Raw genomic sequence first — 26,374 nt, forward strand, 5'->3', positions numbered from 1 at the left:
GCTGATGGCTGCTTCATTCGGTGTAGAAAAAGGGATGGTTGGATAAATGCAGTATATATCCTTTAAGCGGATTTTTAAGGCAAGAAGCCTCTTTTCGCTTGCGGTAGTAGTTATACTTTTTCTTCTTGTCGGTATCGTTAATCCCGATTTTCTCGGTACGCGAAATTTAATGCAGACGGTAAACTCAAGCGTCGTATTTGCGCTTTTGTCTATCGGTATCGCATTTGTACTGATTATCGGTGAAATCGACGTTTCAGTCGGCGCAGTGATGGGGTTGACTGCTGCGGTAAGCGCAACGTTAATTCGTGACGGTAGTCCGTGGACGCTTGCTATTTTAGCGGCCGTCGGAATCGGTATTGTATGCGGACTCATAAACGGCTATGGGCTCGTATATCTCGGCATTCCTTCCATTATTATGACACTTGGTATGAACGGTGTTATCCGCGGTCTTATCTATGTCTATACCGGCGGAAAATGGGTTGAAAACATTCCGTTTGAGTATAAGGCGATCAGTCAAGCGACTGTCGGCGGTATCACTTACATTTACTTGACAACGTTCATTATCGCAGTCGGCGGTTCACTATTGCTGCGGCGTATTGCCGTAGGACGCAATTTTTATGCCGTAGGGGATAATATCGGCGGCGCCGAGCTGGTCGGTATTCCGGTAAAGCGTACGCGGATAAGCGCCTTTGTGTTCAGTTCGTTCTTTGCCGCCGCAGCCGGTTGTATCTATGTAAGCCGCATCGGATTTGTTACGCCGATTGCAGGAAACGGTTACGAAATGAAAGCGATTGCAGCCTGTGTTCTGGGCGGCATCAGTCTGTCCGGCGGTGTAGGTTCGTTGTTCGGTGCGCTGATAGGAGCCATCATCATGGCGTCGATAGACCGCATCCTCGTATTTTTAAAATTTTCTTCCGATTATGACAGCACGATTACCGGTATTTTATTGATTACGATTGTTACGATAGACGGATTGGTACAGCACTATGCGGCTGAAAAGGCGCGGAGAACGCGCCTCTTAGCAAAGACAGCCGGAACGGAGAGTAGGTAGCTATATGAGAAAGAAACGGTTTGCTTTTACAAATGAATTACTGTTGATTGCCGTTATTGTATGCGAAATTATCTTATTCGGTATGTTGAACCCGCGCTTTTTACGTCCGATTGTACTGCTCGGTTCAATCAATGACTTTATTTCAATCTGCATCATCTCGCTTTTTGTAACGATGGTTATTATTGCCGGCGGGATGGATATTCAGGCAGGTTCAATAGTCGGGCTTTCGTCGATTGTTGTGGGCGTATTCTTTCAAAGCGGTGTAAATATCTATGCGGCTTGCTTGCTTGCAATTATCGCAGGCATACTGTGCGGACTGTTAAGCGGTTTTATTATTGCGTATACCAATGTGCCGCCCATGGTCGTAACACTCGGCGGTTCGTTTTTATATTCCGGTTTAGCGGTTTCGATTACCCGTATTGCAAAGGTTGAACTGTACAAGGGTATCAGCGGTTTCCCTGCTGCATTTACGGCAGTTACGCAGTTCCGTTTTTTTGGAATTATTCCTTCTCAAATTTTATTGTTTTTAATTATGGCGATAATTGCCTATATTATTCTGCACCGTACTGCCTACGGACGTTCCGTGTATTTGTGCGGTATTAACTCGAATGCAGCCGAATTTTCCGGGGTAAATACGCGATTTATCAAGATGACGACGTATGCGCTTTCCGGAGCCGGTGCGGCGATCGCCGGGATTGTACTTACCTCATATCTTGGCACGGCAAAGGCGGACTTTGGTAAAGAATTAACCCTGCCGGTTATAACAGCTGTCGTACTCGGCGGTACGGCAATTACCGGCGGGAGCGGCAGTATTTTCGGGACGGCGCTTTCCGCACTGGTAATCGGAATTATGCGATTCGGTTTATCGATGGCTGGAGTCAATACTCAGTATCTTGATATACCGGTCGGCATGTTACTGCTTATTATTGTTGCATCTCGCGGATTTTCCGGGAAAGGTTTTTCGAGCAATCTCACCGGTATTTTCCGCAAGCGATAGGGGGCATTTTTAAAAAACAAATTTTATTTTTTAAAGATGTCTATAGGTGAAAACAACGGACGACAAAATCAGGAGGTAAAAAATGAAAAAACTGATGTCGATTATGTTGGCAGCGCTCTTGGTCGGCGTACCGGTATTTGCCGGCGGCTCAAGTGATCAGGGCTCTGGTGGTTCAAAGAAAGACGTTGTTGTCGTATTTATTCCGAAAATCAGCGGCAATGCTTTTTTTGAAGTAGCAAATGAAGGCGCTCAAAAACTGGCAAAGCAGGTCGGTTTTACCGTAAAGTATGACGGCAGCCCCGATGCAGCAGTGGCGAATCAGGTTAATATCATTAACAATGCTATTCAGCAAGGTGCCGATGCAATCTCAATTTCGACCGTTGATGCAGCCGGTGTCGATCAAGCATTGAAAGCAGCTCGCAAAGCCGGCCTTGCCGTTATGACATGGGACTCCGATTCCAATCCTGATGCTCGGCAGCTTATGACATCTCAGGGAACCCCCGATATCCTCGGCAAAATGCTTGTAGATATGGGCGTTACCTCTCTTAAAGAAAGAGGTAAAAATCCCGATACGGATGTTATCAAATACTGCTGGCACTATTCTCAGGCAACGGTTACCGATCAGAATTCATGGCATGTCGCAGGCGAAGCTTATATTCGCCAAAAGTATCCCAAATGGGTTAATGTTGCGCCGGATAACTATTATTCGAACCAAGATGCGGAGCGTGCAATTACAGTTGGAGAAGCGGTTCTGTCTGCTCACAAAGATATCGACTTAATTATTTGTAACGACTCGACTGCTCTTCCCGGTCAGTGCCAAGCCGCACAAAACCTTGGTCTTAATCAGAAAAAGGTAACCATTACCGGTTTTGCAACACCGAATGCGATTAAGGGCTATTGCCGTGCAGGTATTCTTACTCGCTGGGGCTTGTGGGATTGCGGTATTCAAGGTGCAATTTCCTGTTACCTCGCCTACTGGGCAGCAACAGGACACAGTATGAAAGTCGGCGACACAATCGATATTCCTACCATCGGTAAGGTAACTATTCAGCCGAACACGGTACTTGATCCGAAATCTTATACGGCAAACGATTCCGGTGTTGTATTGCTTCCGGAGCGTGCAGTATTCACAAAAGAAAACATGGATAAGTATAACTTCTAAATAGAGGTTATAGGGGAACCTTTAAAGACACAGCCGTTTTTAGAGGTTCCCTGTTATCACTTTTAATGATAGGAATGATAGTATGGCAGATTTAGACGGTTTAAAAACAGCTCACGATTATCACACGGATGTCCCTTTTGCCGTTGACGGTGCATTTTATGTCAAGGGGGCCGGCAATCTCGACTGGGGTATGAAAAAACACCTCTCGAATATTTTTAATCCTCAAACCGGTAATACCGTGATGTTCGCATTTGATCACGGTTATTTTATGGGGTCCGTTTCGGGGCTCGAACGGCTCGACCTTTTAATTCCCCAGCTTAATGATCATGTCGATGTCCTTATGGCAACACGAGGAGCATTGCGCACCTGTGTACGCCCTGATTGCAAAAAAGCTATTGCGCTCAGAGTGTCTTCCGGTTCTTCTATGGTACAGGATGACTTAACCCATGAAGTTGTTGCCGTCAATATTGAAGATGCGATAAGGATGAATGCCGACTGTCTTGCAGTTCAGACTTTTATCGGCGGCGACGGTCAGCTGGAAAGCATCGATAATCTTTCTGCGGTTATTAATGCGGGAATCCGTTATAGCATACCGACCCTTGGCGTAGTCGCAGTCGGTAAGAATATGGAACGCACCGCACAGTATTTTAAACTTGCAACACGTATTATTGCCGAACTCGGTGCAAACATCATAAAAACGTATTATTGTGAAGATTTTGAAGAAATCGTTGCTGCATGTCCGGTACCGATTGTAGTAGCCGGCGGGAAAAAGCTCCCCGAAAAAGAAGCGCTCGAATTGGCTTATCATGCAATCCGCGACGGAGCCAGAGGGCTTGATATGGGACGTAATATTTTTCAGAGCGCTCATCCTGTAGCAATGGCCGATGCAATCGGAAAAATCGTTCACCACAAATATACCGACAAAGAAGCGTTTGAATTCTATACGGAACAAATTAATAAAAAATAGGCATTGGACTAGGGCAAACGAATCTGACATGTTTGCCCTTTCTCTCAGCTTTTTAGTAGGAAGGGGCTGTCAAAAAAACTGAAAGCCTATCGGCTTCCGGATATTCTCCATGCCCTACGTCGGGGTTGTTGATTGTAATGCAAAAATTTTCAAAATATAATATAATTATTTCTATGAAAGTTTATCTTGATAACTGTTGTTACAATCGACCATATGACGATCAAAGTTTTCTACCGATTTCACTTGAAACACAGGCAAAGCTGCTTGTTCAATTGCTTATAAAAGAAAAGCACCTAGAACTTACTTCTTCTTTCATTTTGGAATATAAAAATTCTTGCAACCCATATATGGATAGAAAAATTGCAGTAAAGAACTTTTTGGAAGACAATGTTTCCGATTATGTAAGTAGTGAAAAATCAGAAGAGGTCATTACAAAGGCAAAAATAGTGATTGCAACAGGAGTAAAGATGAAGGATGCTTGTCATATAGTTTGCGCTGAAATGATGAAATGCGACTACCTTTTGAGTACGGACAAAGGTATGTTGAAATATAAAAGTGATACTGTAAAATTACTTAACCCAATAGAATTCGTAGATTTGTTGAATGGAGGTAATGAAAAATGATGACTGAAATGATTGCACCGCCAACTACGATAGAACTCCTTTCACGTGGTATGGAATGTCTAGTAGAAGCTATGGGGGTCGTTGAAGCAGAATACTTTATTGCCGCTGTGCGCAGAGAACGATTCGATTATACAAAATGGCAAAGCGAACATTTTGATAAAATGAATTTAGAAACTTTTGTTCATAACGCAAAAGCTTACGCTCAAAGTATGGGACGGTAAACACGTTTAACAGCCATCATATTAATAGCAGTTTGGTAATTCATAATTTTGAATTAAAATTATGAATTACTACTGAGGCAATGTTCCGTTTTTCACAATACCGATGTATCTCCTACCGCCGTTTTGCAAGCGCCGTACTGATCCTCGTACCGATAAATTGAATAAGCTCTACCATCACTAAAATAACGATGACCGCCGCCAGCATAATATCACTGCGGAACCGCTGATAGCCGTATCGGATTGCCAAATCGCCGAGACCGCCGCCGCCGATTGCGCCCGCCATTGCCGAATACCCGATAAGGTTGATAATAGTAAGCGTAACACCTGCAACGAGGGGCGGCAACGCTTCCGGTATCATCACTTTAAAGATAATCTCCATAGTAGAAGAGCCCATCGCGAGAGCCGCTTGGATAACACCGCGGTCGATTTCCAGCAAAGCGCTTTCGATAACCCGTGCAACAAAGGGGGCGGCGGCGATGGAAAGCGGTACGACCGTTGCAGCAGTTCCGATACTGGTACCGATGATGAGCCGCGAAAACGGAAAGAGCAAAATCATCAATATAATAAACGGGAATGAGCGCAATACGTTCACTATCCGGTCGATAAGCTGGTGTAACACCGGTTTCGGCATAAGGTTCCCCTCCGCAGTGATGCATAACAGCACGCCGAGCGGCGCTCCGAGTATAAAAGAAAAAAGCGTAGAAAAAAATACCATTATAAGCGTTTGCGCCGTCGCGGTTCCTACAAGCTGCACTAAGGTTGACCATGAACTCATTTATGTGTCTCCTCTACTTTGATACCGTTTTGATTAAGATAAGCAAATGCTTTTTGCATATCTTCGGGTGAACCGTTAATATCGACAAAGAGGGTTCCGACCACCGTTTCTCCAACCTTCTGCATACCGCCTGCGCAGATGTTAAATTCAATATTGTAATCGCGGGAAATTTTACTCAAGACCGGCTCACTCGTGGGTTCACCGGAGAATCGGAGCGTATAGGCGCCGTCGCTTTTTGACCATCGAATAAGTTGCGTGTCTTCGGGATTGAGCGGGTTGATATGCATTAAGAAGTCTTTGGTTACTTCCGACTTCGGCGCAGAAAAGATTTCACGCACGGAACCCGTTTCGGCCACGGCGCCGTTATCGATAACGGCCACTTGCTGGCAGCAGTCGCGCACCACTTCCATCTGATGCGTTATCATCACAACACTTAAATTCATATCCTTTTGCAGCCGCTTGAGCAGCTCCAAAATTGAGCGTGTTGTCTGCGGGTCAAGTGCGCTTGTCGCTTCATCACAAAAGAGGATATCGGGAGAAACCGCCAAGGCACGGGCAATAGCCACCCGCTGTTTTTGTCCGCCGGATAGGGTACTTACCCGCGCATCACCGCGTCCTTCAAGCCCGACAACATTCAGCATTTCTTCCACTTTTGCTGCAATAGCACGCTTCGGCATTCCGGCAATTTCAAGCGGATAGGCAATATTACCCGCAGCCGTGCGCGATGCAAATAAATTGAAATTCTGAAAAATCATCCCGATTTTTTTATGTTGATTGCGTAGGAGCTTGCCCGTCAAGGTGTCTACGCGGGAGTCTCCATAGTAAATCTCGCCCGAATCCACCGGTTCCAAAAGGCTTATCAGCCGCACGAGCGTCGATTTCCCCGCACCACTTTTTCCGATAATCCCGAAAATCGTATTGGAAGGAATTTCAAGACTGATATTATCCACCGCTTGAAGTTCTCCGTACCGTTTGTTTACGTTTACTAACCGTATCATCCGTACATACAAACAAAATATAAAAGCTCTGTCAAGTTATTGCCGATGCCTCAGGGTAAACGCATCAGACGTTTTGTTGATCACCCCGCAAAATCAGGAGGCTGTTCAAGCAGAGTTGAACCTCTTCGCGGTTCAAATGCTTGCCCAGCCTCCTGATTTTGCGATCTATATTCTATTCGTCTGATACATTTACCCATCTACTGGAAAAATGTGCGAAATTTTATTTCCTTAAAATGCAACAGTTGAACAAAATATGAATTTTGGAAACTGTTGCATTCGTGCGCGAAAAGCGCACACATCAATACGCAAGTTTTCGAAAGAAAACTTGACGGTTAATACATCCGCCAAGGATGGCAGTGGTTTTATACAGCAGCGATGTTTTGGCAAAGCCAAAACTCGCCTTCAACTGTTGTACACGGATGTACAACAGTTGAAGATGGTTCAAATGCTTGCCCACCCTCCTGATTTTGCGATCTATATTCTATTCGTCTGATGCATTTACCCATCTACTGGAAAAATGTGCGAAATTTTATTTCCTTAAAATGCAACAGTTGAACAAAATATGAATTTTGGAAACTGTTGCATTCGTGCGCGAAAAGCGCACACATCAATACGCAAGTTTTCGAAAGAAAACTTGACGGTTAATACATCCGCCACGGACGGCGGTGGTTAGAGCAGAAGCGATATTTTGGCTTTGCCAAAATTCGTTATCAACTGATGGACAGGGATGTTCATCAGTTGATGAAGGCATCATTGTAGACGCTCACCTTATACCTATGGAATTTCGCACAGAAGGAAGACAATCGTTAAAATTTTTTAATGCGATTGCTCTAGCCGATGCGTGTATCATAATAGTATGTTATATGTTTAAGAAACAGTTGATACACAAACGAGAGCTTCTAAAACTTACATCTTTTACAAAGTTCTCATATTGGAGGTAAACGTATGCATTTAAGACAAAGATTTCAAACGGTACTGTCATTTACCGCACTGTTGAGCATGGTTGTAATGATTTTTGTATCATCCTGCTCTGCAAGTCCTGCTTCTGCAACAACAGTATATGCTGACACAAAGCATTCGGAAGCAATTACAAAAGAGACGATTTCCTTGTTGGAAGGGCTGCAAAGTGCGAACCGGCAAGTATCGGCGGCAATTTTACCGTCAGTAGTAACGCTATCGGTTACGGAAATTAAGAAAGTCCGCAATCCCCTTTCGGGAGACGGTTTCCCGTGGTTCTTTTTTGGAATGCCTAATCAGAATAACGGTGAAAAATCCGAAGGGAACGATAACGGTGAACAGGAATATAAATCAGAAGGGATGGGTTCGGGTGTTATCGTTCGTAAGAACGGCAATACCTATTATGTGCTGACTAATCAGCATGTTACCGGTACAGCGGAAAAGATTATCGTCAAGTTATATAACGGACATACCGCAGAAGGAAAACTGGTCGGCGGAGATCAGCGACGAGATATTGCACTGGTTTCATTTGAATCCACCGAAAAAGATATTGCTATTGCTGAATTGGGAAATTCCGATGCGGTAGAGGTTGGCGATATTGTCTTTGCTGTCGGTTCTCCGCTCGGATATGTTTCGACGGTTACCCGCGGTATGGTCAGCGCAGTCGGGCGGTCGGGCGGTCCGAATAATAACATCAACGACTTTATCCAAACCGATGCCGCCATCAATCAGGGAAACTCCGGCGGCCCGCTCGTCAATATCTATGGACAAGTTATCGGTATTAACACGTGGATTGCATCATCAAGCGGAGGGTCACAGGGACTTGGTTTTTCCATTCCGATCAACAACGTCAAAGGAGCAATCGACTCACTTATTTCCGACGGTAAATTGAAATATGGATGGGTTGGTGTCCAACTGACGAGCGCCGACGAAACGGTTATGAAAGCTCTGGGGCTCGGTGAAAAAACCGGCGCTTTGGCTATCGACATCTTCTTAGGGTCTCCTGCATTTAAAGGCGGCATCCGTCCGGGCGATTTTGTTGTTAAACTGAACGGTAAAGAAGTAAAGAGTGTCGATCAGCTGGTACGCGATGTCGGCGATCTCCGTAGCAACACTACCGCTGAATTTGTGGTTATCCGCGATGGCAAAGAACAAACATTCTCTGTAAAGATTGAAGAGCGGGATCAGAAAATCGTTACCGACTCGTCGAAATTATGGCCGGGATTTATCGGTTACGAACTCAGTGATGAAATACGCGATAAATTAAAGCTTGATAAAAAACAAACAGGCGTGCTGGTAACCAACATTACCAATAAAACGCCCGCCGTTATTATCGGGCTTAAATCAGGTGATATTATTACTGCGGTAAATGATGTACCGGTAACCAATATGCGCGAATTCTATCGTGAATTATCAAAGGTCAAAAAAGAAGTGTGGTTCGATGTACTGCGTGAAGGACAAACACTATCGACTTTACGCTATAAGTTTTAAGTTAAGATAAAAGCTGAAAATGAAAAGCGCCGATTAACCGTCAAGATTAATCGGCGCTTTTTTATTCGTACAGAGGGGTTAACCCCTTATTGCTGTGCAACGTATGCTCTGCGTCGGGGATGTTGGCTCGTAATATATTTGGTAAATATCGCAGAGAAACTCTAAAAAATGCAGTGTATAAAAGCTTTCCTGCCGTTTATTTCATCCGCATAGCAAAGACACCCTTCCAGTCTGCCGGAGGTGGAGAACTGCGATAATGAGCTATTCTGTCTAAGAAAACTTTTGCAGGTTGATCGTTATATTTTTCTACACATTCCATAAAATACTTTTCTGCGGTCTTCCATTTGCGTTGTCTATAATAGTCAAGTCCTGTTTCAAAAAGCTTTTTTAAATCATAAATTTTATCGCTGGTATTTTTTTTGGTTTCTTGCAAAACTTCAAAAATACGCACAACTTCTGTTTTCCCTTTTACTGTTATATAATCAAGTTCACGGCAAATAAATGCATTGTTCAAATTGTTGTAGACGGCTTCAGAAATAATAGTCTTTGATCCATATTGTTTATTCGCACCTTCAAGCCGTGCTGCCAAATTAACCGTATCGCCAATGGAAGTGAAATCTTTTCTTGTTTCGGAACCGACAGGGCCGAATATAACATAACCCGTATTTATACCGATACCGAGTGAAATTGTTTCTCGTCCTACTTTCATAGCTGCTTGGTGTTCACGATAAAGCGCTTCCCGTATTTCCATCGCTGCCTTACAAGCATTTATCTCTTTTCTTGGACCTGCAAAAAAAGCCATCATTTCGTCCCCGACATACTTATCAACATCACCACCGTTATCAAAAATAATTTTAGTTTCGATGTTAAGATAGCGATTTAACATCGATATAACCTCTCTTGCCGGCAATTTTTCACAAAGTTTCGTAAAGCCTCTAATATCGGTAAAAAGGAAACAAAGGTTCCGCGAGATACTTTTTGAACCGACATCTTTTTCTGCATTTCGAAGGGTATGGAACGAAATATATGGAAGCATACCACGCACAAGCGTAATAATATTTTTTATTTCCTTCGAAAGTGTTTTTATTTCATCGCGTGTTTTCAGATTATCTTCAAATACAAGTCTGTTTGCCTCAATCTTTGCATTACCCGAAAATATTTCGTTTAATATATTGGTCGTCTTTCTAATATTTACGCAAAGCTGAATAATAGGCTCGGCAATAAAATCGGCAAGGAAAAGCGTAATGATAATTGCAGCGTATGCAAAAACTGCTGCAAGCGCAAAGATAAATACTTTTGCTTGAAAATACGGACGCTCAAGTATTTCTTTCATATATGTTACAACGGCGAAACCAACCAGCCTTTGACCGTCTTTGCGCGAAAAGGTTATGGGATATATATATATACAGGAACCCTTTTCCGGTTTATAAATAGGCTGACTTCGAGTGAGTGTATTTTGAAAATGTTGTATGTAAAGAGCAGCTTCTTCCGCAGTAATGCGTTTTTCTTCTGCCGGTATATTACGCACCGCCCCCTGCTCCGTTGTATACGAGAATACATTGAAATCGGGAAGTACTGTAGTGTCATTAATCTTATCAAGAAACACCGGCTCGTTACTGTCTGTTGTAATAATATCTACACGGCGATGCGGAAATGGAGAAGATGCATTTGTCTTTTTTATGCCTTCAAGAAAGGCGCTTATTTTTGCATGAAGCCCATCTGAAAAATCATAAATGGCCGCAACCTGTTCGGCTTGATTCTTACCGGTTGTATTGACATTTTGCGTTAAAAGCAATTTGTAGTTCTTTAAATCCGTATAAATAAAGACAGAAATAATAACAATAATTGTGACAAGAATCACCGCTGCGATTTTATTTTTTAGATGCGTTTTCTTGTCAGGATCTTTTGCTCGCTCGATCAAATTTTGAACTTGATTTTTTATATTAAATTTTTTCCATTCCGATTGTTCGGCTATCGTTGTTCCCGATTTAGTGCTTACCTGTGGTTTATTCAGTTTATCCGTTTTTTCATCTTCCAAAATCAGCTGCTTGTATTCAGAGTACGCCTCATTATTTGCTTTTATCAAAGAAATCCCGCGACTGATTAAAAAGACATGAAAAATAAAAGCAGTAAAAAAAGCAATGTACACTAAAATACTTAACATCTGAAACCAGCGTATAGTGTTGGCAAATGTCATCATCCCCGAAATAGCAGCTGCAAGATAAAATGTTACTGCAACAAAAGCAGAAATAATAACAATATTCTGTGTTATTTTTTTATTAAAGATAGAAGTTAAAATAATGAGAAATGCTATGGGCAATAAAAAAAAGGAGAAACAGCTTATATAAAAAAAATGTAAATTCCTTTGTACTAACCCTGAGAATAGAACCGTAAACGGGTACAAGAGCTGCGGAGTTTGCTCATAATTGAGCAGATCCATTTTATCCATACCAAACGGCATGAACATCAATGCAGCCAAAATAACAAGGGAAACAATTTGCAGCATACAAGGGAATTTTGCTGTCTGTGTATGTACTGTTTCTAACTTTTCATCTTCAATTTCGCTCATCACAGTGTCCTATATTTTTAGAATAGCTTATAACCGGAAAGGACGTCTTTCAACGACCTGTCGATATATTAATGATTGCCTATAGTGTATATTCTCGGTATTTTTTGTCAAGGGAACGCCAGCGTGCCATGGTAAACGTATTAGGCGATTTTTTTAACAACCTCAATTATTTTGCTCTTTTGCTCTACTTTGCCTAATATGTTTACCCGTTTCATCTGCTAAAAAAATGTGCGATTTTTTTTAACAGCCCCGACGCGGCATGTGAGCATTGCTCAATGTTTTGCACAAAAGGAAGGTAACCGCTTAAATTCTGATACGGTTGCCTTAATTAGGAATTACGGCAGCTGCAGCATAATACATGCACCTTTCTCGTTGTTATTTTCGGCACGAATTGAACCGCCGAGCGCCTGCATTATGCTTGCCGCTATCGACAAGCCGAGCCCCGCGCCGCCTGCACCTCTCGTATGTGCGGCATCTCCGCGGTAAAAGCGCTCAAAGATATGCGGCAGTATATCTTGCGCAATTCCGGAGCCGTTATCCGAAATCGAGATAATATATGCGCCTTCCGACGCAGGCGCATCAGGAAGGCGCTCCGCTTCTAAAAGAGGTCGTATTGAAAGCTCAATATGCGCAGTTTCTCCGGCAAATTTTACGCTGTTGGAAATTATAATAGTGCATACTTGATGGAGCAGGGCTTCATCCGTATACAGGGTTGGCACCCCAATACTTTCGGTAAAGCTTACATTCGGTGCGTAGCTTTGTGTACTGTCGATAAGCCGCGTAAAAAATTCGGCAACGGGAACAGGCGTTTTATGAATCCGTATATGCCCGTTTTCGAGTCGGGTCATTTGCAGCAAATTTTCGATAATAGCTTCCATCGAATGTGCTTCGCGGATCAGTGCCGAAAGCGATTTTTCCAAACGGTCGGGCTCGTGCTTTCCCCAGCGGCGCAGCAGGTTCGCATGACCGAGTATCACCGCAAGCGGTGTTTTTAACTCGTGCGATACATCAGCCGTAAACCGGCGTTCCCGTTCAAAATCGGTTTGCAGGCGGGAAAGCAAATCGTTCAATGTTTTTGCAAGAACATCAAAGTCGTCGCCCCTATCCGTAACGGGAAGCCGGTCGGTTAAATTGGAGCCGCTAATGTTCTTTGCCGCATCGGTCATAGCGCGGACGCTTCGCATCGTATGTTTTGTCATAAAAAACACCGCGATGTACGAAAGCAGCAGCAACGGGACGGTAACGACAGCAAGGATGCTCGGTACACCGGAGATAATGGACTCCGACGTATCGGAATCCATATTCAACGCCGTCTGTATAACGTAATCGCCTCCCGCATGAACGGGTACTGCATAGTAGAGAATATTTAAATCGCCGTCGATAAAGTATTGTTTTGCCGTATAGCGTTCTGCACGGCGGGGTGTTACCGGCAGCATCGGTAAAAAGGGATCGTTCGTTGCAATCACTTCCTGCGTGCCGCTCTGATACACGGAAAACGTAATATAATACGGAAGATTCGCGTCGATTTCTTGTACACGGCCGTCCTTCAGCGCTTCGGCAATAGTCCGAGCGGCGGAAATGAGTTCGCGGTTTTGCTGCTGCCTAACGCCGGAGCGGAGCAGCACGATAATACCGGCGGAAAAAAGGGCAATCATCACGGCAAACAAAAGAGAGAAGCGAAGTGAAAGCTGCCGTACCGTCGATATGCGGAGCTTCCGTACCGGTGAATCAGATGCTTGCATTGCCGGTGTCCCGCATAACATAGCCGACGCCGCGTACCGTAGAGATGTACTCCTCACCGGTTCTGTCATCGATTTTTGCACGCAAATATCGCACATACACATCGACCGAATTTTCATCGATGTAATGATCTGCACCCCATACCGTATTGATGATGGTATCGCGGCTTAAAACGGTGTTCTTGTGTTCAAGCAATGTCTTCAACAAAAGGTATTCGGTTTTCGACAACATAACCCGTTCTTTGTTTACCGTTACTTCCATACTGTTCGGATTAAGTTCGATACCGCGCAGTTTTAACGGCGTTATTCCCTGTGCATTATTCCGGCGCATCACCGCCCTCATCCGCGCAAGCAGCTCTTCAATCTCAAACGGTTTTGCAAGATAGTCGTCCGCACCGGAATCAAGACCGCTCACCTTATCAAATGTATCCCCCCGCGCAGTGAGCATAATAACCGGCGTATTCGACGTTTTTCTGATTCGCCGCAACACTTCAAGTCCGTTCAGCTGGGGAAGCATAATGTCGAGCAGCACAACATCCGGCGCATTCTTTTCAAAAATGTCCAAAGCGGTTCTGCCGTCTGCGGCGTAGAGAATATCATATCCTTCGTGCGCAAGTTCAAGCTGTAAGAATTCTGCAATGCCCGAATCATCTTCAACGATTAATACCCGTACCATCAATCTTTTTCCTCAAAACGAACATACTCATAATGGTGATGATTATGAGTATGCATTTCTTCATGCATTTCCTTTGAAGGCTTTTGCGGCGGCATATTTAAAAATCTAAATGTATATTCTTTGTCGCGTTCGATATCATCAAAGTGCGAAAGATAGAGCGGAACATGATTAAAGCTTTTCGCTTCCGGTAAATCAATATAAAACGAACGATTTGGCATATCTTTTCCGCCAGATAAAAAAGAGTCTTGAATCAATAGTTTCATTTTATCACCTGCTTTATTAAAAGCCACCAGTGCATCGACCGCATCGGTAGGTAAAAATTGACCGTTTATACTGATATGTTTTTTTTGCAGTGTACGCGGATCGGCAGGCATATTGAATTTAATCTCTATTTCGATAATGCCGGAATGCTCGATTTCGGTTTCTATTTTTGTAACATAAAAAAGACCGTCGGCATTTGACATCCGCATACCGCGGTACGAAAATGTATGTTTAGCGTCCCTCGGTTTATCCGCAAAAAGTGCACTGTGCATAATCAAAAAGATAAATACCGATATGATAGAGACACTCAATGTCTTACGGGTAGTCATAACCGTATCATACCGTATTCTTTCCGTTTTGTGTCAAAATTCCCGATTAAAATATTTTAATCTTTTTCCAATGCAGGCTTCATGATACGGCAAACACAATACGGTATAGTCGTGCACAGACGGTGTGAAAACTTAAACAACCGTACTTCATTTTTAGGAGTATACAAATGAACAAACAAATGGTAAAAAAGGCTGCGGCATTCGGTATCGTTGCGGTATTATCGGTAGGAGCCGTTTTTGCAAAACCGCACCAATCGAATTCAAAAGATTGGAAACATCATAATGATGCAGGGGCTAAAGAATGTCCGATGCCGCATAACGGTAAAGGTGCAGAGTTCAACGAATGCCAAATGCAACCTGACGGCAAAGGCGGAGAGTTCAACCGGCGCCCGATGATGAATGATGCTGCTGCACAAACGGGGAATTCGGTTATGGGTAAATGGATTGCCCGCGATGAAAATAAAGCTGTCAAGGTTGAGTTTGACCGCGACGGCAGTATGGAAATCGAATGGCTGCAAGGCTTTACTTCATCGACGGAGTGGGAAGGTTTCTGGACGTCTACGGATACCGAAATCACCTTTACCGTAAGAAGTAAAGAAACCGAAACATGGACAAATGGTGCCAAAAAGGAAATCCGCGAAAGCATGAATACAGTATGGAAGCTTCAATACACTCGCAACGATGATAATACGCTCTCACTGACCGGCAGCGACTTACCCAAAGAGCTGGCAAACCTTACCTTGTCTCGGCAGGGGCGCTAACACCAACGAAGCGCAGGGTAAACGCATCAGATGCGTGTTTAATATTCCCGCAGAAAAAGTGGAGCTGTTCAACCAGCATTGAACCTCTTTGCGGTTCAAATGGTTGCTCAACCTCTCATTCTGCGACATCGGATCTATCTGTCTGATGCGTTTGCCCTGCCGCCGTAAAAAATTACACAAAATTTTATTCAAAATTTTGTGTATAAGAGAGACGCTGCTTAAATACCCGTGCCCGTCTTCCGCATATCCTGAATAACCATTTGAGGTACCGTATTGCCGTTAAAGGTATTCCGGCTTAGTGTGAATACGGCATCGATATTGTCGCCGATCTTAAATTCAACATTCAATTTATCCGCTGCCTGCCAATACACCGCTGTCCATTTATATGTTCCGCAATCGAACGTAAGACGCAAATGCTGCGGTTGGGTTTTCCCCATAATTGAGGCGGCGGTTAGTTTGATTCCTTTAGCGGCAAATTGCAGCGCCGGAAACCCTTCGCCGTAGGGTTCAAAGGTGTCGAGCACGGTTAAAAGATCAGGCGTTAAATAATCATGAGGGAGTTCCGCATCGATGGAAAGCGAAGGATTTTCGGAGTTTTCGTCAAATTCGATAGCCGCGGTAAATTCCTGAACTTTCTTTAAAAACGGCGCAAGTTTTTCCTGCATTAAGCTGAATCCTGCCGCAAATGCATGTCCGCCATAGTCGAGGAAAAAATCGGGATATGCTTCCGGCAAAGAAAGCACCCGATAGCCGCGGGCGGAACGAAGCGAGCCGACTGCGGTTCCGTCTTCCATAAGACAGATAACCATACTCGGCACGTTAAACTTATCTGCAAGCCGGTTTGAAAGGATACCGGTAATACCGCGATGGATTTTATCGCTTACGACAACGGTGAGTTTTCCTCGGTATTTTGCAAGACTTTCCCGCGCAATCGGTTCGGCAATTGCCCAGCCGGCCTTTCCGAGTTCTTTCCGCTCCTCGTTCATCGCAATAACCGCATCTGCAAGTTCATTGCGTACCGCTGCATTTTGCTCAAGGAAGAGCCGAATTGCTGTTTCCGGTTTACCCATCCGTCCGGTTGCATTGATAACGGGCGTAATATTCCATGCAATATCGTTGGTGCCGATATGCTTACCGATAAGCCCCTGTTTTATCATCAACTCGGAAAGACCGGCACGCGGCGCGGCATTGATGGCTGCTAAGCCTTGCTTTACCAATATCCGGTTTTCTCCGGTCAGCTGCATCAAGTCTGCAAGCAGCGAAAGCGCGACAAGTTGTAATTCACGCTTTTCTTTTTCACCGTATATGTTATGCGCTTGTTGAACAAGCGTAATAAAGATATTGAAAAAGCCGTCGAGTTCGGACATCGGCGTGTCGTTGTACTTGCCAATCCGCGATAAATTCTTTAACCGCAAAAGGCTCATCTCGGCAAGCTGAGGCGCAAATTTTGCGCATTCGAGTCTAAAATCACTCACATAAAACTCAACCGACTTACCGAACACTTTTTCCAGCTGCTTGAGCTGCAGCTCTTTATCCCAGACAAAAATCTGCTGCCCCTGCAAAAATCTGCCGAGCCGAGTATCTGAAAACGGAACCATACCGGGGATAATCGTTTCCGTGATTCGAGCTGTTTCAACCAAATTGACGGTATGGATCGCTTCCACTGCAAAGGCATCGTTAACGGGGCGGACATTCAACAGGCAAATCTGCTGTTTATAAATATCGAGGAGCCCGAAGCGCAGCGCGGTAACAACTTTCCACGCCGTAGCGCATCCGGAAAGATGTTCGTTAGGATAGCCCGACCCCGGCACCTTACAGTTAATGATGACTGCGGCATCGGGAAGCGTATCCTGCGGGGTGTGATGATCGATGACGATAACATCAATTCCTTTCTCCGCAGCATAGGCGACTTCTTGAATATTGGAAATACCGCAGTCTACGGTAATGATGAGGGTACCGCCGTCGGCTTCATGCGCATCAACCGCTTCGCAGGAAAGTCCGTACGGTTCGTCGCCGGTGGGAATACGCCATGTCGTCGGGATGCCTAAATCGGTAAGCGCCTCGTAGAGCACGGTAACGGCAGTAATCCCGTCCACATCACGGTCTCCGAAAATAAGTACCCGCTCACCTTCTTCCTTTGCATCGAGGATCCGGTCAACGGCATCCTCCATATTTACAAAAAGAAAGGGATTGTACACATAGCGCAGATCGTTTTCAAGGTGAAAAAACGCCTCGCGCCCTTCGGCAATACCGCGCCGCAGCAAAATAGACGCAACGAGCGGAGTGCAGCCGTATTGCTGCGCCATGGAGCGGACAACACTCGGGTCTATATCTTTTTTTTCCCAATTCACTGTATGGTACCGGAAGCGCGGCTATAAATCGGCCGCAGAGATTTCTTTGAACACTAACGGACGCATTTGCGGCTTCTCCGCTGCATACCGTATCGCTGTTTTGATCATATCGGAAGCAGCCGGAAGGCACTCCGCATCCTTACCGTACACGTCCATGATGAGGTCGCCTTTTTTTACGGCATCGCCTGCGTGCTTATGCAGAATCATACCGGCATCGGGACACACCGCATCGGTAGTTTTATTGCGGCCGACCCCAAGATTAACTCCGGCAATACCGATTTTGAACGCATCGATATCCGCGATAAAGCCGTCCTGTTCCGCTTTAATGTGGCAGGTGTGCGGGCTGCGGCGCTTTCCGCATTCGGCCACAAACTGCTCTGCATTGCCGCCTTGCAGCGTAATGTTTTCTAAAAACAGCTCAAGCGCTTTGCCGCTGCGAAGCGCCTCTTGCGCTTTTTGAATTCCTTCTTCTTTTGATGCAGCCTTATGACCAAGCACGAGCATCCAGCCTGCAAGCTGTAATGTTAAGTTGGTTACATCCTCAGACCCTGTGCCTTTCAGAACATTGTAGGTTTCTTCCATTTCCAAGAAGTTACCGACTGCATTTCCTAAAGGCTCATACATATTGGTTATCATCGCGATAACTTTTTTACCCATCGCGGTGCCGGTACCGACAAGGCTCTTTGCGAGCGCTTCAGCTTCGGGCAGCGTTTTCATAAAGGCGCCGCTTCCGCATTTGACATCGAATACCAGCGCTTCGGCGCCTTCGGCAACCTTCTTGGAGAGAATACTCGCCGTAATGAGCGGCACCGATTCGACGGTTGCGGTAACATCGCGTAAGGCATAAATCAGCCGGTCGGCAGGGACAATCTCTTTTGTCTGCCCCGTCATTGCAAAACCGGTTTTTTTAATATAATTTCGGAATTGTTCAACGGAAAGGCCGGTCTTATATCCGGTAATCGATTCAAGTTTATCGAGCGTACCGCCGGTGTGCCCGAGTGCGCGGCCGCTCATCATCGGAACCTTCACCCCGCAGGCAGCTACGATAGGTGCAAGCGGCAGAGAAAGCTTATCTCCGACACCGCCGGTGGAGTGTTTATCGACAAAGGGGCCTTCAATCCCCGACAAGTCCATGACTGCCCCGGAATGCAGCATGACGTCGGTAAGAACGGCGGTTTCATCAAATGTCATACCGTTAAAGTAAACCGCCATCAGCCATGCGGCCATTTGATAGTCGGGAATCTCTCCGGCCACATATCCGTTCACTAAAAAGGCAATTTCTTCCCGAGAGAGCGTTCCTGCGCCGGTTTCTCTAAACCCGCGCTTTTTCATAATGATATCAACTGCACGCATGTTTTTCTTCCTTACATAAAAAGGTACCGGAATCGATAAACACCGGAATATTCGCTATAGAGCACAGGGCTTTCCCAAAAGGTTGTTACTTTCGGACTCGCCCCGTGTATCTTTAGGGCATCTCTAAAAACTCGGTTAGATTTGCTTCGCATCCTTTGAAATAGAGATGCCCGACGATTTTTAATTGAATGCTTTTCGCCACGCGGCGGGATTGCCCGGGCCAACCCACTTATTGAGGGCAAAACCGTTCCGTAGGCTTAACGTAATAAATTTCTTTGCGCGGAGAGCGGCTTCATAGGGTTCAAGCCCGAAGCCTAAACCCGCAGTAATTGCAGCAGCAACGGTACAACCGCAGCCGTGAGTCCATTCGGTTTTAATCAGCTCAGCTTCGAGATATTGGAAATCCTTACCATCGTAGAAAACATCGATGGAGGTCTCCGCATCTTTCAATTTTGAACCGCCTTTAATGAATACATACGGTGCTCCCATATCATAAATCCGTTTTGCGGCATCTTTAATTTCTTCTAACGTTGAAGGCGTATCAACATGGGCAATCTGACCGGCCTCAAACACATTCGGCGTAATAATCTTTGCAAGCGGCAACAGTTTTTTAATCAACAGCTCATTGATTTCGGGATTAAGCGGCAAATTTCCGCCTTTACAGATCATCACCGGATCAAGAACATAGTTTTCTACCTTATATTTACCGAGATACTCGGCAGCAAGTTCGATTGCATAAGGGGTTGCCAACATTCCCGTTTTTGCCGCATCAACGCCGACGCCGGTAAAAATGGTTTCGAGCTGAGCACGCAACGAATCTTCGCCGATCGGGAACACTTCATGGCTCCAATCTTTGTGGGGATTCATGGTAGCAACCAAAGTAATCGCTGCCATACCATATCCGCCATACTCCTGAAATGTTTTTAAATCTGCCTCAAGCCCTGCTCCTCCTGATGCGTCGGAACCGGCAATCGTCGCTAATTTTACCATTTTATACTCCTCAATTATGAAAATATCTACGAGTGAGAACTATATCACATTTACCCGTTAAGTCAAGATCAACGATGGATCATTGCGGGATAGCCCTCTGGTATCTTCTTAGGCTTTTCGGTATAATTACCGATACATTCCATAAGACAAGGCGCCTCTAAAAACTCGGTTAGATTTTTAGAGGTGCTCGGCTATTTGTTTTCTTACTACGCCTTACCGTTAAGGAGTGTAAAATAAAAGTCGTACAAATAGCACGGCTTTTATTTACCCAAGTTTGATGAAACGCAAACTTGTATATCATCTGCACGTTCTCACTTCGTTGCGAACATGCGTAAAAAGTCAATCGAAAGTTGGTATTTTCTTCTTGACTTTTTATGGGAGGATCTTGGATGAAAAAAACATTATTATCGTTTATATTATTTTGCTTACTCATAGTCGCTGCGGGCTGTAAAACAGCTCCGACAGATAAAACACCGGAACCGACGCCCGTAGAAACGGCAAAAGCGTCTGACTCGGACGTACAAACTGAAAACAAATCAGAGACAATGCAAAACTCGACTACTACGGCTATGCCTTCCAATTCAGAAACAGTCGAACCTAAAAAAGCCGAGCCTCAAAAAGCTGAAACAAAAACGCCTACGTCGACGCAAGCGCCCGCTCAGAAGGTAACACCTCGAAAGACTACAGCTCAATCGGGAAGCACTGCTAAAAACATGCCTCAAGCAAAAAACAGTCAGACAAAGCCCGCTAAACAGGGTTCGGCACAGCAGAAAACTGCGAAGTCAAATACACCCGGTGCATCGGCTAAAAAAACTGACACGTCTAAGCAATCGGCAACGACTACGCCCTCAAAAGCTCCGGCGAAAAAATCTGTTCAGAAAGAAACACCACAAAAGACTACTGCACAATCGGGAAGCGCTTCTAAAAATAAAACCGCTACTCAAGCAAAAAATACTCAGGCAAAGCCCGCTAAACAAGAACCGACACAACAAAAAACAGCGAAGTCTAAAGCAACCGCAAAAAATAATAAGCAATCTGCATCTCCGGAAGCGGCCAAAAAAGAAACGTCTAAATCGGTATCTGCCAAGCAGGGTACTGCCGATAAAGCAGCTCCTGCAAAACAGCCGGAAAGCAAAAAAGCCGAAGCTAAAACAAAAGAAACAGCTGCTCAAACCGCAGCAGCTCAAATTACCGATATTTCATGGATGATTGAGCAGGCTGATGCATCTTTTGTTTCCAAACAGCATAAAGGTAAGGGAAAAATATTTGTTACTATGCTTGCAAAATACAAAGGCGATCTAACAGCTCAAGATTTTAAGGAAGCCTTTTTTGCATCACCCGCTGATGTATGGGGTATTGATGAACAAAGTGCAAAAGGGCTGATGGAAATTAACAAAAAAGAGAAACTATTGATGCTGAAACATCTTTCTTCAGGTGAAGGTGAAGGAGCGGCTGCTCTTGGAAAGTGGTTCGCATCGGTTACCCTTGCAGGACAAAAGCCATTTGAAAAAGAATTGAATGTAACTGGAATCGGCGGTAAAACCGTTATGGAAAAGAAGGCTACTAAAGAGACGGCAAAGAAAAAGGTTACCCCGCTTATTGTACCCACTGCCAAAGCGGAAAACGAACAGCAAGCACTAACAATGCCGGTTATACAATCCGTTTCCCGCGACGCCGATACAATAGAGATTATCTTTTCCATTAATGATTCACGGGTTAAAAACGCTTATTTCTATTTTGACGTACCGGGAGAAGAATACTATCGCGATTCAGGTTCAATGATCGATGCAACAGGAAAGCCGGTAAACGGATGCCGCTCGTTCTCTACCGATGGAAGAAAATGCCAGTATGTACTCCGCAAAGATGCAACCAATAAAGACTGGTTCGGCAAGGCAACCCAGTGCTTCCTCGTCGTTTCCGATGTAAACCGTGTCGCCTCTCCTTGGGAAGAACGCCACCGCACTATCAGCGCCGCATCGCGCATCACAAAATAGCGACTATGGCGGGGTAAACACATCAGACGCTTTTTTGAATACCCCGCCATCACATGGCGGAATTCATACGGAATATATGGATTATATAGCATTGCTCAGAGGTATCAATGTTGGAAACTCAGTAAAAATTAACATGAAAGAATTGAGAACATTATTTGAGCGATGTGGTTTTTCAAATGTTTTAACATATATCAATTCCGGAAATGTCATTTTTAAATCAAATGACACGAAAAATAGTATCAGAGAGAATATTGAAAAAGTATTACATATAACGACTAGGAATGAAGTAAAAGTATTAGTAAAGACGAAAAGTGAGATGGTAAAAATAGCAAATAGCATCCCTAGTGAGTGGCAAAATAATGATGCTCAAAAGACCGATGTAGCGTATTTATTTGAATCAATAGATAATGAAAACATAATAAATGAATTACCAATAAAAAAGGAATATATACAATTAATATATGTTAAGGGTGCGTTAATCTGGAATGTTCGGCGAGAAGATTATAATAAAAGCCATTTAAATAAAATAATATCACATAAAGTATATAAAGATATGACCATACGAAATGTTAATACGGCTCGATATCTTGCATCGTACTAATAAAAAAAATTATCTAGCATTTGCTTCAACCTGACATTACTTCGCAAGGTAGGCGAAAGGTATTGTTAGGTTGATTAACTAAAATATAATTAATGAATTTATGTTGGAGGGGGACTGATGAAAAAATCCGATTCTGAAAATATCATACCTTTTATTCTTTCCGTAACGGCATTTCATGTTATCACTTATTTTATCGCCGGAATTATTGCATCAAGCGTTTTTAATTATAAACAATTATTCGCTCTGCCGATAATAGCCGATTATTTTAAACCGACTGAATCACAAACGGTTTATTTAGGGCCTTTAATACAAATTATTCGCGGATTGCTATTCGGTCTGGTATTATTACCTTTTCGTCAATTTCTAAAAGCCAATAAAAACGGTTGGCTCTTGCTATGGTCGGTTTTTCTGGTGTTTGGAATTATTAATACACCCGCTGCTTCACCTGCATCAATCGAAGGAATAATCTATACAAAACTTCCGCTATGGTTTCATCTGATTGGTATGCCGGAAATTGTTCTTCAAACATTGGTATTCAGTCTGCTGGTACATAGAAAATTATGTCCGGAAAACTATCGAGTACCCAAATATCTAACTGCCGTTATTGACTCCTTTGCAGCAACATGTATCTCTTTTTTCGGCTATACTATTATTTCGATACTATTTGCCTTTGCAGCAAAAGCGGACATCGATCAAACCGAAGTAAATATCAAGGTATTAGGGCAATTTATTGCGCCGTTGGCGGCAACCTTTATTTGTGCAATGACAGGAACCGGTAAAATTATTTTAAAACATTTTGTTTTATATGCGGTATCTGCTTTATCGATTTTGATCTACGGAAAAACAATTTTAGCTTCGGCTGAATTACTATATGCTCTATCGGCGCCGATATTACCGGTAACAATCTCATTTTTATTAATGAATCGAAAAAGGAAAAACGGTGATGTTTTGAAAAAGCAACCCAACACCGACTAACTTGTCAACAGAGCAATCCTCATTGTAGGCAGCGAAGAACATCCGCCTGTCGCCAACGCTTTTGGAAATAGCCTGTTGAGCAGTTATACATCCTTGTCCATTCTGATACGTTGAGGACACTTTTTTACTGTATGACGCAGTAGATGCACCGTATATTTCAAAAGGTGTTACTAGGGTAGGTACGCCGTATTGATATTCCTCAACGCATCGAAGAGCTTACGCTTTAACTCATAGTTGCCGTCTGTCAGCTTATCCAAGCGGGAACGAGCGGTTTTTCTGCCTGAATTATCCTGATAGCTGCATGTACAGGTAGAAGAAATATACCCCTGCATTTCTGCATGACGGATAATCATCGGAATGTCGGCAAGGCAGAGCGGGCGGATAAAGGTCAATGGGAATTTATCGAACTTCAGTACCGGAGGCATCGCTGCAAGCTCTCCTTTCGTCAGCGCATTCATCAGCGCCGTTTCGAGGATATCGTCCAAATGGTGGCCGAGCGCAATTTTATTAAAACCGTGCTCCTGCGCGTATTTGCTCAGCTCCAACCGGCGCTGACTGGAACACCACCAGCAGTTCATCTTTTTGCCGGTTTTAAGCCGCTCAAGCACCGAAATGGTTTTAACGGTTAAATCAATTCCCCAGCTTTTAAAACGCTTCGCCAATTCAGGCGCGAACGCTGAGCCGATATCCGTGGCGATATGAAGTGCGGCGGCTTCAAAAACCGGATGCCGGCGATGGAGCCGTGCTGCAAAATACTCCGTAAGGGCGGTCGAATCCTTTCCGCCGGAAGCGGCAATTAAAATCCGATCGCCGGCTTCTATCATATTATATTCGGAAACAGCCTTATCGATTGTTCTAAACAGTTTTGGATTTGCCATAGAGAATAGCAGAAAATGCAAAAGCCTATTACCGCTGCCGGTACAAAATACGGCTTGGCATCATTGATGCCCGTTTGCACCGGCGTCTATATAGCTGTAGAGCGTGTACTTAGAAATGCCGAAATAGTTTGAAATCTTATCGCCGGATTTTGTAATTAAAAAAGCGCCGGATCCATTCAAAAACTTAATTGCTGTGATTTTGTCTTCTTTATTCATCAATGCAACCGGCTTACCTACAATACGGACAGACTGTTCGATAAGTTCGTCCAATAGATCGTTGACATTCTGCGGAATATTTTCAGGTTCATTTTTAGCACTGATAGGCGAAATCAGCTGCTGCAACACGTTCTCTGCCATCTGCATCGGTGTAATATCAAGATTAATCGAAAACACTGCCTCGATTGCATTATTTTCGCCTCTGATAAACATACTGCTCGATTTAAGAATGCGCCCATCCTTCGTTTTTGTCAGATAACTGAGCTTATCTTCCAGCGTTTTATGATCGCTATGCAACGCCTCAAGCACTACATGAGACGGCCCGTCGCCAATTTTCCGCATCGTAACAGTACCGTTTTCTATAATGACAATTGAACTATTGGTATAGTCGGCGGTGAGATCATGCACAAGTACTTCACAATTATTACCGAAGTGAACCGCAATACCATGTGCGATTTGCTGCAGCATCGCAAGAGTGTGTTTGGACATCATATCGTGTAATTCCTTTTATCTCTCATTATTTTTTTAACTGAACATCATTTTGCAACTTATGTATTGCCTGATTGAGTTGCTGCACCGCGGGGTTTTGAGGATCCGCTTCAATCGCCTTTTGTAGATATCCGACGACCGTTTCCGTATCGGCACTTCCCGTCATTAAATAGGAATAAGCTGTTAAATACCATGCAAGCTGCAATTCGGCAGGAGAAAGCTCTCCCATTTCAGCAGCGGCTTTATATTCATCGCCGGCTTTAAGATAATTCCCCTGCTGCGCAAAGCTCTTTGCCCGTATGTCCGCACTCATCAATACATATTTGCCTTTTAATCCCGATTGATTATGAGGATCAAGCGCCGGTACTTGCATCCGTAACGAATCATAGCGGTGCGCTTCCGGATTGCCGACCGTATTTAAAAAGTCATTAATTGCCTGCGCTTTTTTCACGCCTTTTGTGTGACTGATACGCTTTCGGGCTTCAACTACGTCTGTCCGCTGCGCAGTCAACGCTTTAATTTTTTCGATCAGCTGAGCTTCGGTTTTTATATCCGCTTCTATAACGGCAGATGCATACATATCCTGTTCGGCTGTTTGCAGCACGATAAAAGGGACATCAGGTACTGCATATTCCGAAAACAACAGATAGTTCTTTTGCGCAGCCTCCCGTTCATTCTCCGAAGGATTATGTAATAAGTCGATAAAACGGGCGGCATAGCTCTTTGCTAGTTCCGTTTTGCATGATTCGGTAAGAATATTTTTTGAAAAATCTTCCGCTTCCTTTGACCAATCTGAACCGGTAAAGATAAGTAGTATGTCCTTATCGGAATTTCGAACAGCGGATGAGCCGTTTTTCCCTGCGGATGAAGTAGAAACGCAGCTGCTCATCATCAAGCCAAAGCAGAAGCCGATACATAATAATCCATATCGATATAATTTTTGCATAGAA

23 protein-coding genes are annotated in these 26,374 nt (G+C 44.1%); 11 read left to right on the forward strand and 12 right to left on the reverse strand.

Annotated elements, in window-relative coordinates; all coding sequences use genetic code 11:
- Nucleotides 1-46: 46 nt before the first annotated feature.
- The 6 genes from DWB79_RS02660 to DWB79_RS02685 all read left to right on the forward strand — a co-directional run bounded on the left by DWB79_RS02660 (nucleotide 47) and on the right by DWB79_RS02685 (nucleotide 5,021).
- On the forward strand, nucleotides 47-1,051 hold the full coding sequence (locus DWB79_RS02660; RefSeq protein WP_016522508.1) for an ABC transporter permease: 1,005 nt from the start codon (nucleotides 47-49) through the stop codon (nucleotides 1,049-1,051).
- A gap of 4 nt (nucleotides 1,052-1,055) precedes the next feature.
- A complete protein-coding gene (locus DWB79_RS02665; RefSeq protein WP_016522509.1) occupies nucleotides 1,056-2,048 on the forward strand; it encodes an ABC transporter permease in 993 nt (330 codons plus the stop codon).
- Between the two features lie 82 nt (nucleotides 2,049-2,130).
- Nucleotides 2,131-3,210: a substrate-binding domain-containing protein gene (locus DWB79_RS02670; protein WP_016522510.1), complete on the forward strand. Its 1,080-nt coding sequence runs from the start codon at nucleotides 2,131-2,133 to the stop codon at nucleotides 3,208-3,210.
- 82 nt (nucleotides 3,211-3,292) lie between these two features.
- On the forward strand, nucleotides 3,293-4,177 hold the full coding sequence (gene lsrF / locus DWB79_RS02675; protein ID WP_016522511.1) for a 3-hydroxy-5-phosphonooxypentane-2,4-dione thiolase: 885 nt from the start codon (nucleotides 3,293-3,295) through the stop codon (nucleotides 4,175-4,177).
- Between the two features lie 173 nt (nucleotides 4,178-4,350).
- The gene (locus DWB79_RS02680) at nucleotides 4,351-4,800 is read left to right on the forward strand and encodes a hypothetical protein (protein ID WP_016522512.1); all 450 of its coding nucleotides are present in this window, start codon (nucleotides 4,351-4,353) and stop codon (nucleotides 4,798-4,800) included.
- Complete coding sequence (locus tag DWB79_RS02685) at nucleotides 4,797-5,021, forward strand: hypothetical protein (protein ID WP_016522513.1); 225 nt, start codon at nucleotides 4,797-4,799, stop codon at nucleotides 5,019-5,021. The genes DWB79_RS02680 and DWB79_RS02685 overlap by 4 nt, the downstream gene beginning before the upstream one ends.
- Before the next feature lie 112 nt (nucleotides 5,022-5,133).
- On the opposite strand, the gene DWB79_RS02690 is transcribed toward DWB79_RS02685, so the two are convergent.
- Complete coding sequence (locus tag DWB79_RS02690; RefSeq protein ID WP_016522514.1) at nucleotides 5,134-5,796, reverse strand: methionine ABC transporter permease; 663 nt, start codon at nucleotides 5,794-5,796, stop codon at nucleotides 5,134-5,136.
- A complete protein-coding gene (locus DWB79_RS02695) occupies nucleotides 5,793-6,794 on the reverse strand; it encodes a methionine ABC transporter ATP-binding protein (protein WP_016522515.1) in 1,002 nt (333 codons plus the stop codon). The genes DWB79_RS02690 and DWB79_RS02695 overlap by 4 nt, the downstream gene beginning before the upstream one ends.
- 945 nt (nucleotides 6,795-7,739) lie before the next feature.
- Here DWB79_RS02695 and DWB79_RS02700 point away from each other — a divergent pair.
- On the forward strand, nucleotides 7,740-9,242 hold the full coding sequence (locus tag DWB79_RS02700) for a Do family serine endopeptidase (RefSeq protein ID WP_016522516.1): 1,503 nt from the start codon (nucleotides 7,740-7,742) through the stop codon (nucleotides 9,240-9,242).
- Nucleotides 9,243-9,438: 196 nt separating this feature from the next.
- On the opposite strand, the gene DWB79_RS02705 is transcribed toward DWB79_RS02700, so the two are convergent.
- From DWB79_RS02705 to DWB79_RS02720, 4 genes are all read right to left on the reverse strand, one after another.
- Entirely contained in the window at nucleotides 9,439-11,811 is a 2,373-nt protein-coding gene (locus DWB79_RS02705; RefSeq protein WP_016522517.1) for an adenylate/guanylate cyclase domain-containing protein, read from the reverse strand.
- Between the two features lie 335 nt (nucleotides 11,812-12,146).
- On the reverse strand, nucleotides 12,147-13,553 hold the full coding sequence (locus DWB79_RS02710; protein WP_016522518.1) for a sensor histidine kinase: 1,407 nt from the start codon (nucleotides 13,551-13,553) through the stop codon (nucleotides 12,147-12,149).
- Complete coding sequence (locus DWB79_RS02715; protein WP_016522519.1) at nucleotides 13,540-14,226, reverse strand: response regulator transcription factor; 687 nt, start codon at nucleotides 14,224-14,226, stop codon at nucleotides 13,540-13,542. Before DWB79_RS02715 ends, DWB79_RS02710 begins: the two co-directional genes overlap by 14 nt.
- Complete coding sequence (locus DWB79_RS02720; protein WP_016522520.1) at nucleotides 14,226-14,816, reverse strand: hypothetical protein; 591 nt, start codon at nucleotides 14,814-14,816, stop codon at nucleotides 14,226-14,228. The genes DWB79_RS02715 and DWB79_RS02720 overlap by 1 nt, the downstream gene beginning before the upstream one ends.
- A gap of 167 nt (nucleotides 14,817-14,983) precedes the next feature.
- Between DWB79_RS02720 and DWB79_RS02725 the strand changes: the two genes are divergently transcribed.
- Entirely contained in the window at nucleotides 14,984-15,577 is a 594-nt protein-coding gene (locus tag DWB79_RS02725; RefSeq protein ID WP_016522521.1) for a hypothetical protein, read from the forward strand.
- Nucleotides 15,578-15,795: 218 nt separating this feature from the next.
- Here DWB79_RS02725 and recJ read toward each other — a convergent pair whose 3' ends face one another.
- The 3 genes from recJ to thiD form a co-directional block, all read right to left on the reverse strand.
- Nucleotides 15,796-17,928 (reverse strand): single-stranded-DNA-specific exonuclease RecJ, encoded by a 2,133-nt coding sequence (recJ, locus tag DWB79_RS02730; RefSeq protein WP_040858968.1) that lies wholly within the window; start codon nucleotides 17,926-17,928, stop codon nucleotides 15,796-15,798.
- A 21-nt stretch (nucleotides 17,929-17,949) separates the two neighbouring features.
- A complete protein-coding gene (locus DWB79_RS02735; RefSeq protein ID WP_016522523.1) occupies nucleotides 17,950-19,281 on the reverse strand; it encodes a thymidine phosphorylase in 1,332 nt (443 codons plus the stop codon).
- 180 nt (nucleotides 19,282-19,461) lie between these two features.
- Nucleotides 19,462-20,271 (reverse strand): bifunctional hydroxymethylpyrimidine kinase/phosphomethylpyrimidine kinase, encoded by an 810-nt coding sequence (gene thiD / locus DWB79_RS02740; protein ID WP_016522524.1) that lies wholly within the window; start codon nucleotides 20,269-20,271, stop codon nucleotides 19,462-19,464.
- A gap of 389 nt (nucleotides 20,272-20,660) precedes the next feature.
- Here thiD and DWB79_RS11985 point away from each other — a divergent pair, with 389 nt between their 5' ends.
- The 3 genes from DWB79_RS11985 to DWB79_RS02755 all read left to right on the forward strand — a co-directional run bounded on the left by DWB79_RS11985 (nucleotide 20,661) and on the right by DWB79_RS02755 (nucleotide 23,841).
- Nucleotides 20,661-22,265, forward strand: coding sequence for a hypothetical protein (locus DWB79_RS11985; protein ID WP_016522525.1), 1,605 nt, complete (start codon nucleotides 20,661-20,663; stop codon nucleotides 22,263-22,265).
- Between the two features lie 76 nt (nucleotides 22,266-22,341).
- Complete coding sequence (locus tag DWB79_RS02750; RefSeq protein WP_016522526.1) at nucleotides 22,342-22,866, forward strand: DUF1697 domain-containing protein; 525 nt, start codon at nucleotides 22,342-22,344, stop codon at nucleotides 22,864-22,866.
- A gap of 117 nt (nucleotides 22,867-22,983) precedes the next feature.
- Nucleotides 22,984-23,841 carry a hypothetical protein gene (locus DWB79_RS02755; RefSeq protein WP_016522527.1) on the forward strand — a complete coding sequence of 286 codons (858 nt, stop codon included), beginning with the start codon at nucleotides 22,984-22,986 and terminating at the stop codon, nucleotides 23,839-23,841.
- 170 nt (nucleotides 23,842-24,011) lie between these two features.
- On the opposite strand, the gene DWB79_RS02760 is transcribed toward DWB79_RS02755, so the two are convergent.
- The 3 genes from DWB79_RS02760 to DWB79_RS02770 are packed head-to-tail and all read right to left on the reverse strand — an operon-like array spanning nucleotide 24,012 to nucleotide 26,370.
- The gene (locus tag DWB79_RS02760) at nucleotides 24,012-24,719 is read right to left on the reverse strand and encodes a tRNA 2-thiocytidine biosynthesis TtcA family protein (RefSeq protein ID WP_016522528.1); all 708 of its coding nucleotides are present in this window, start codon (nucleotides 24,717-24,719) and stop codon (nucleotides 24,012-24,014) included.
- Nucleotides 24,720-24,779: 60 nt separating this feature from the next.
- Nucleotides 24,780-25,427: a helix-turn-helix transcriptional regulator gene (locus DWB79_RS02765; RefSeq protein ID WP_016522529.1), complete on the reverse strand. Its 648-nt coding sequence runs from the start codon at nucleotides 25,425-25,427 to the stop codon at nucleotides 24,780-24,782.
- A gap of 25 nt (nucleotides 25,428-25,452) precedes the next feature.
- A complete protein-coding gene (locus DWB79_RS02770; protein ID WP_016522530.1) occupies nucleotides 25,453-26,370 on the reverse strand; it encodes a tetratricopeptide repeat protein in 918 nt (305 codons plus the stop codon).
- Nucleotides 26,371-26,374 lie beyond the last annotated feature (4 nt).

Source organism: Treponema medium (assembly GCF_017161265.1).
Lineage (GTDB): Bacteria > Spirochaetota > Spirochaetia > Treponematales > Treponemataceae > Treponema > Treponema medium.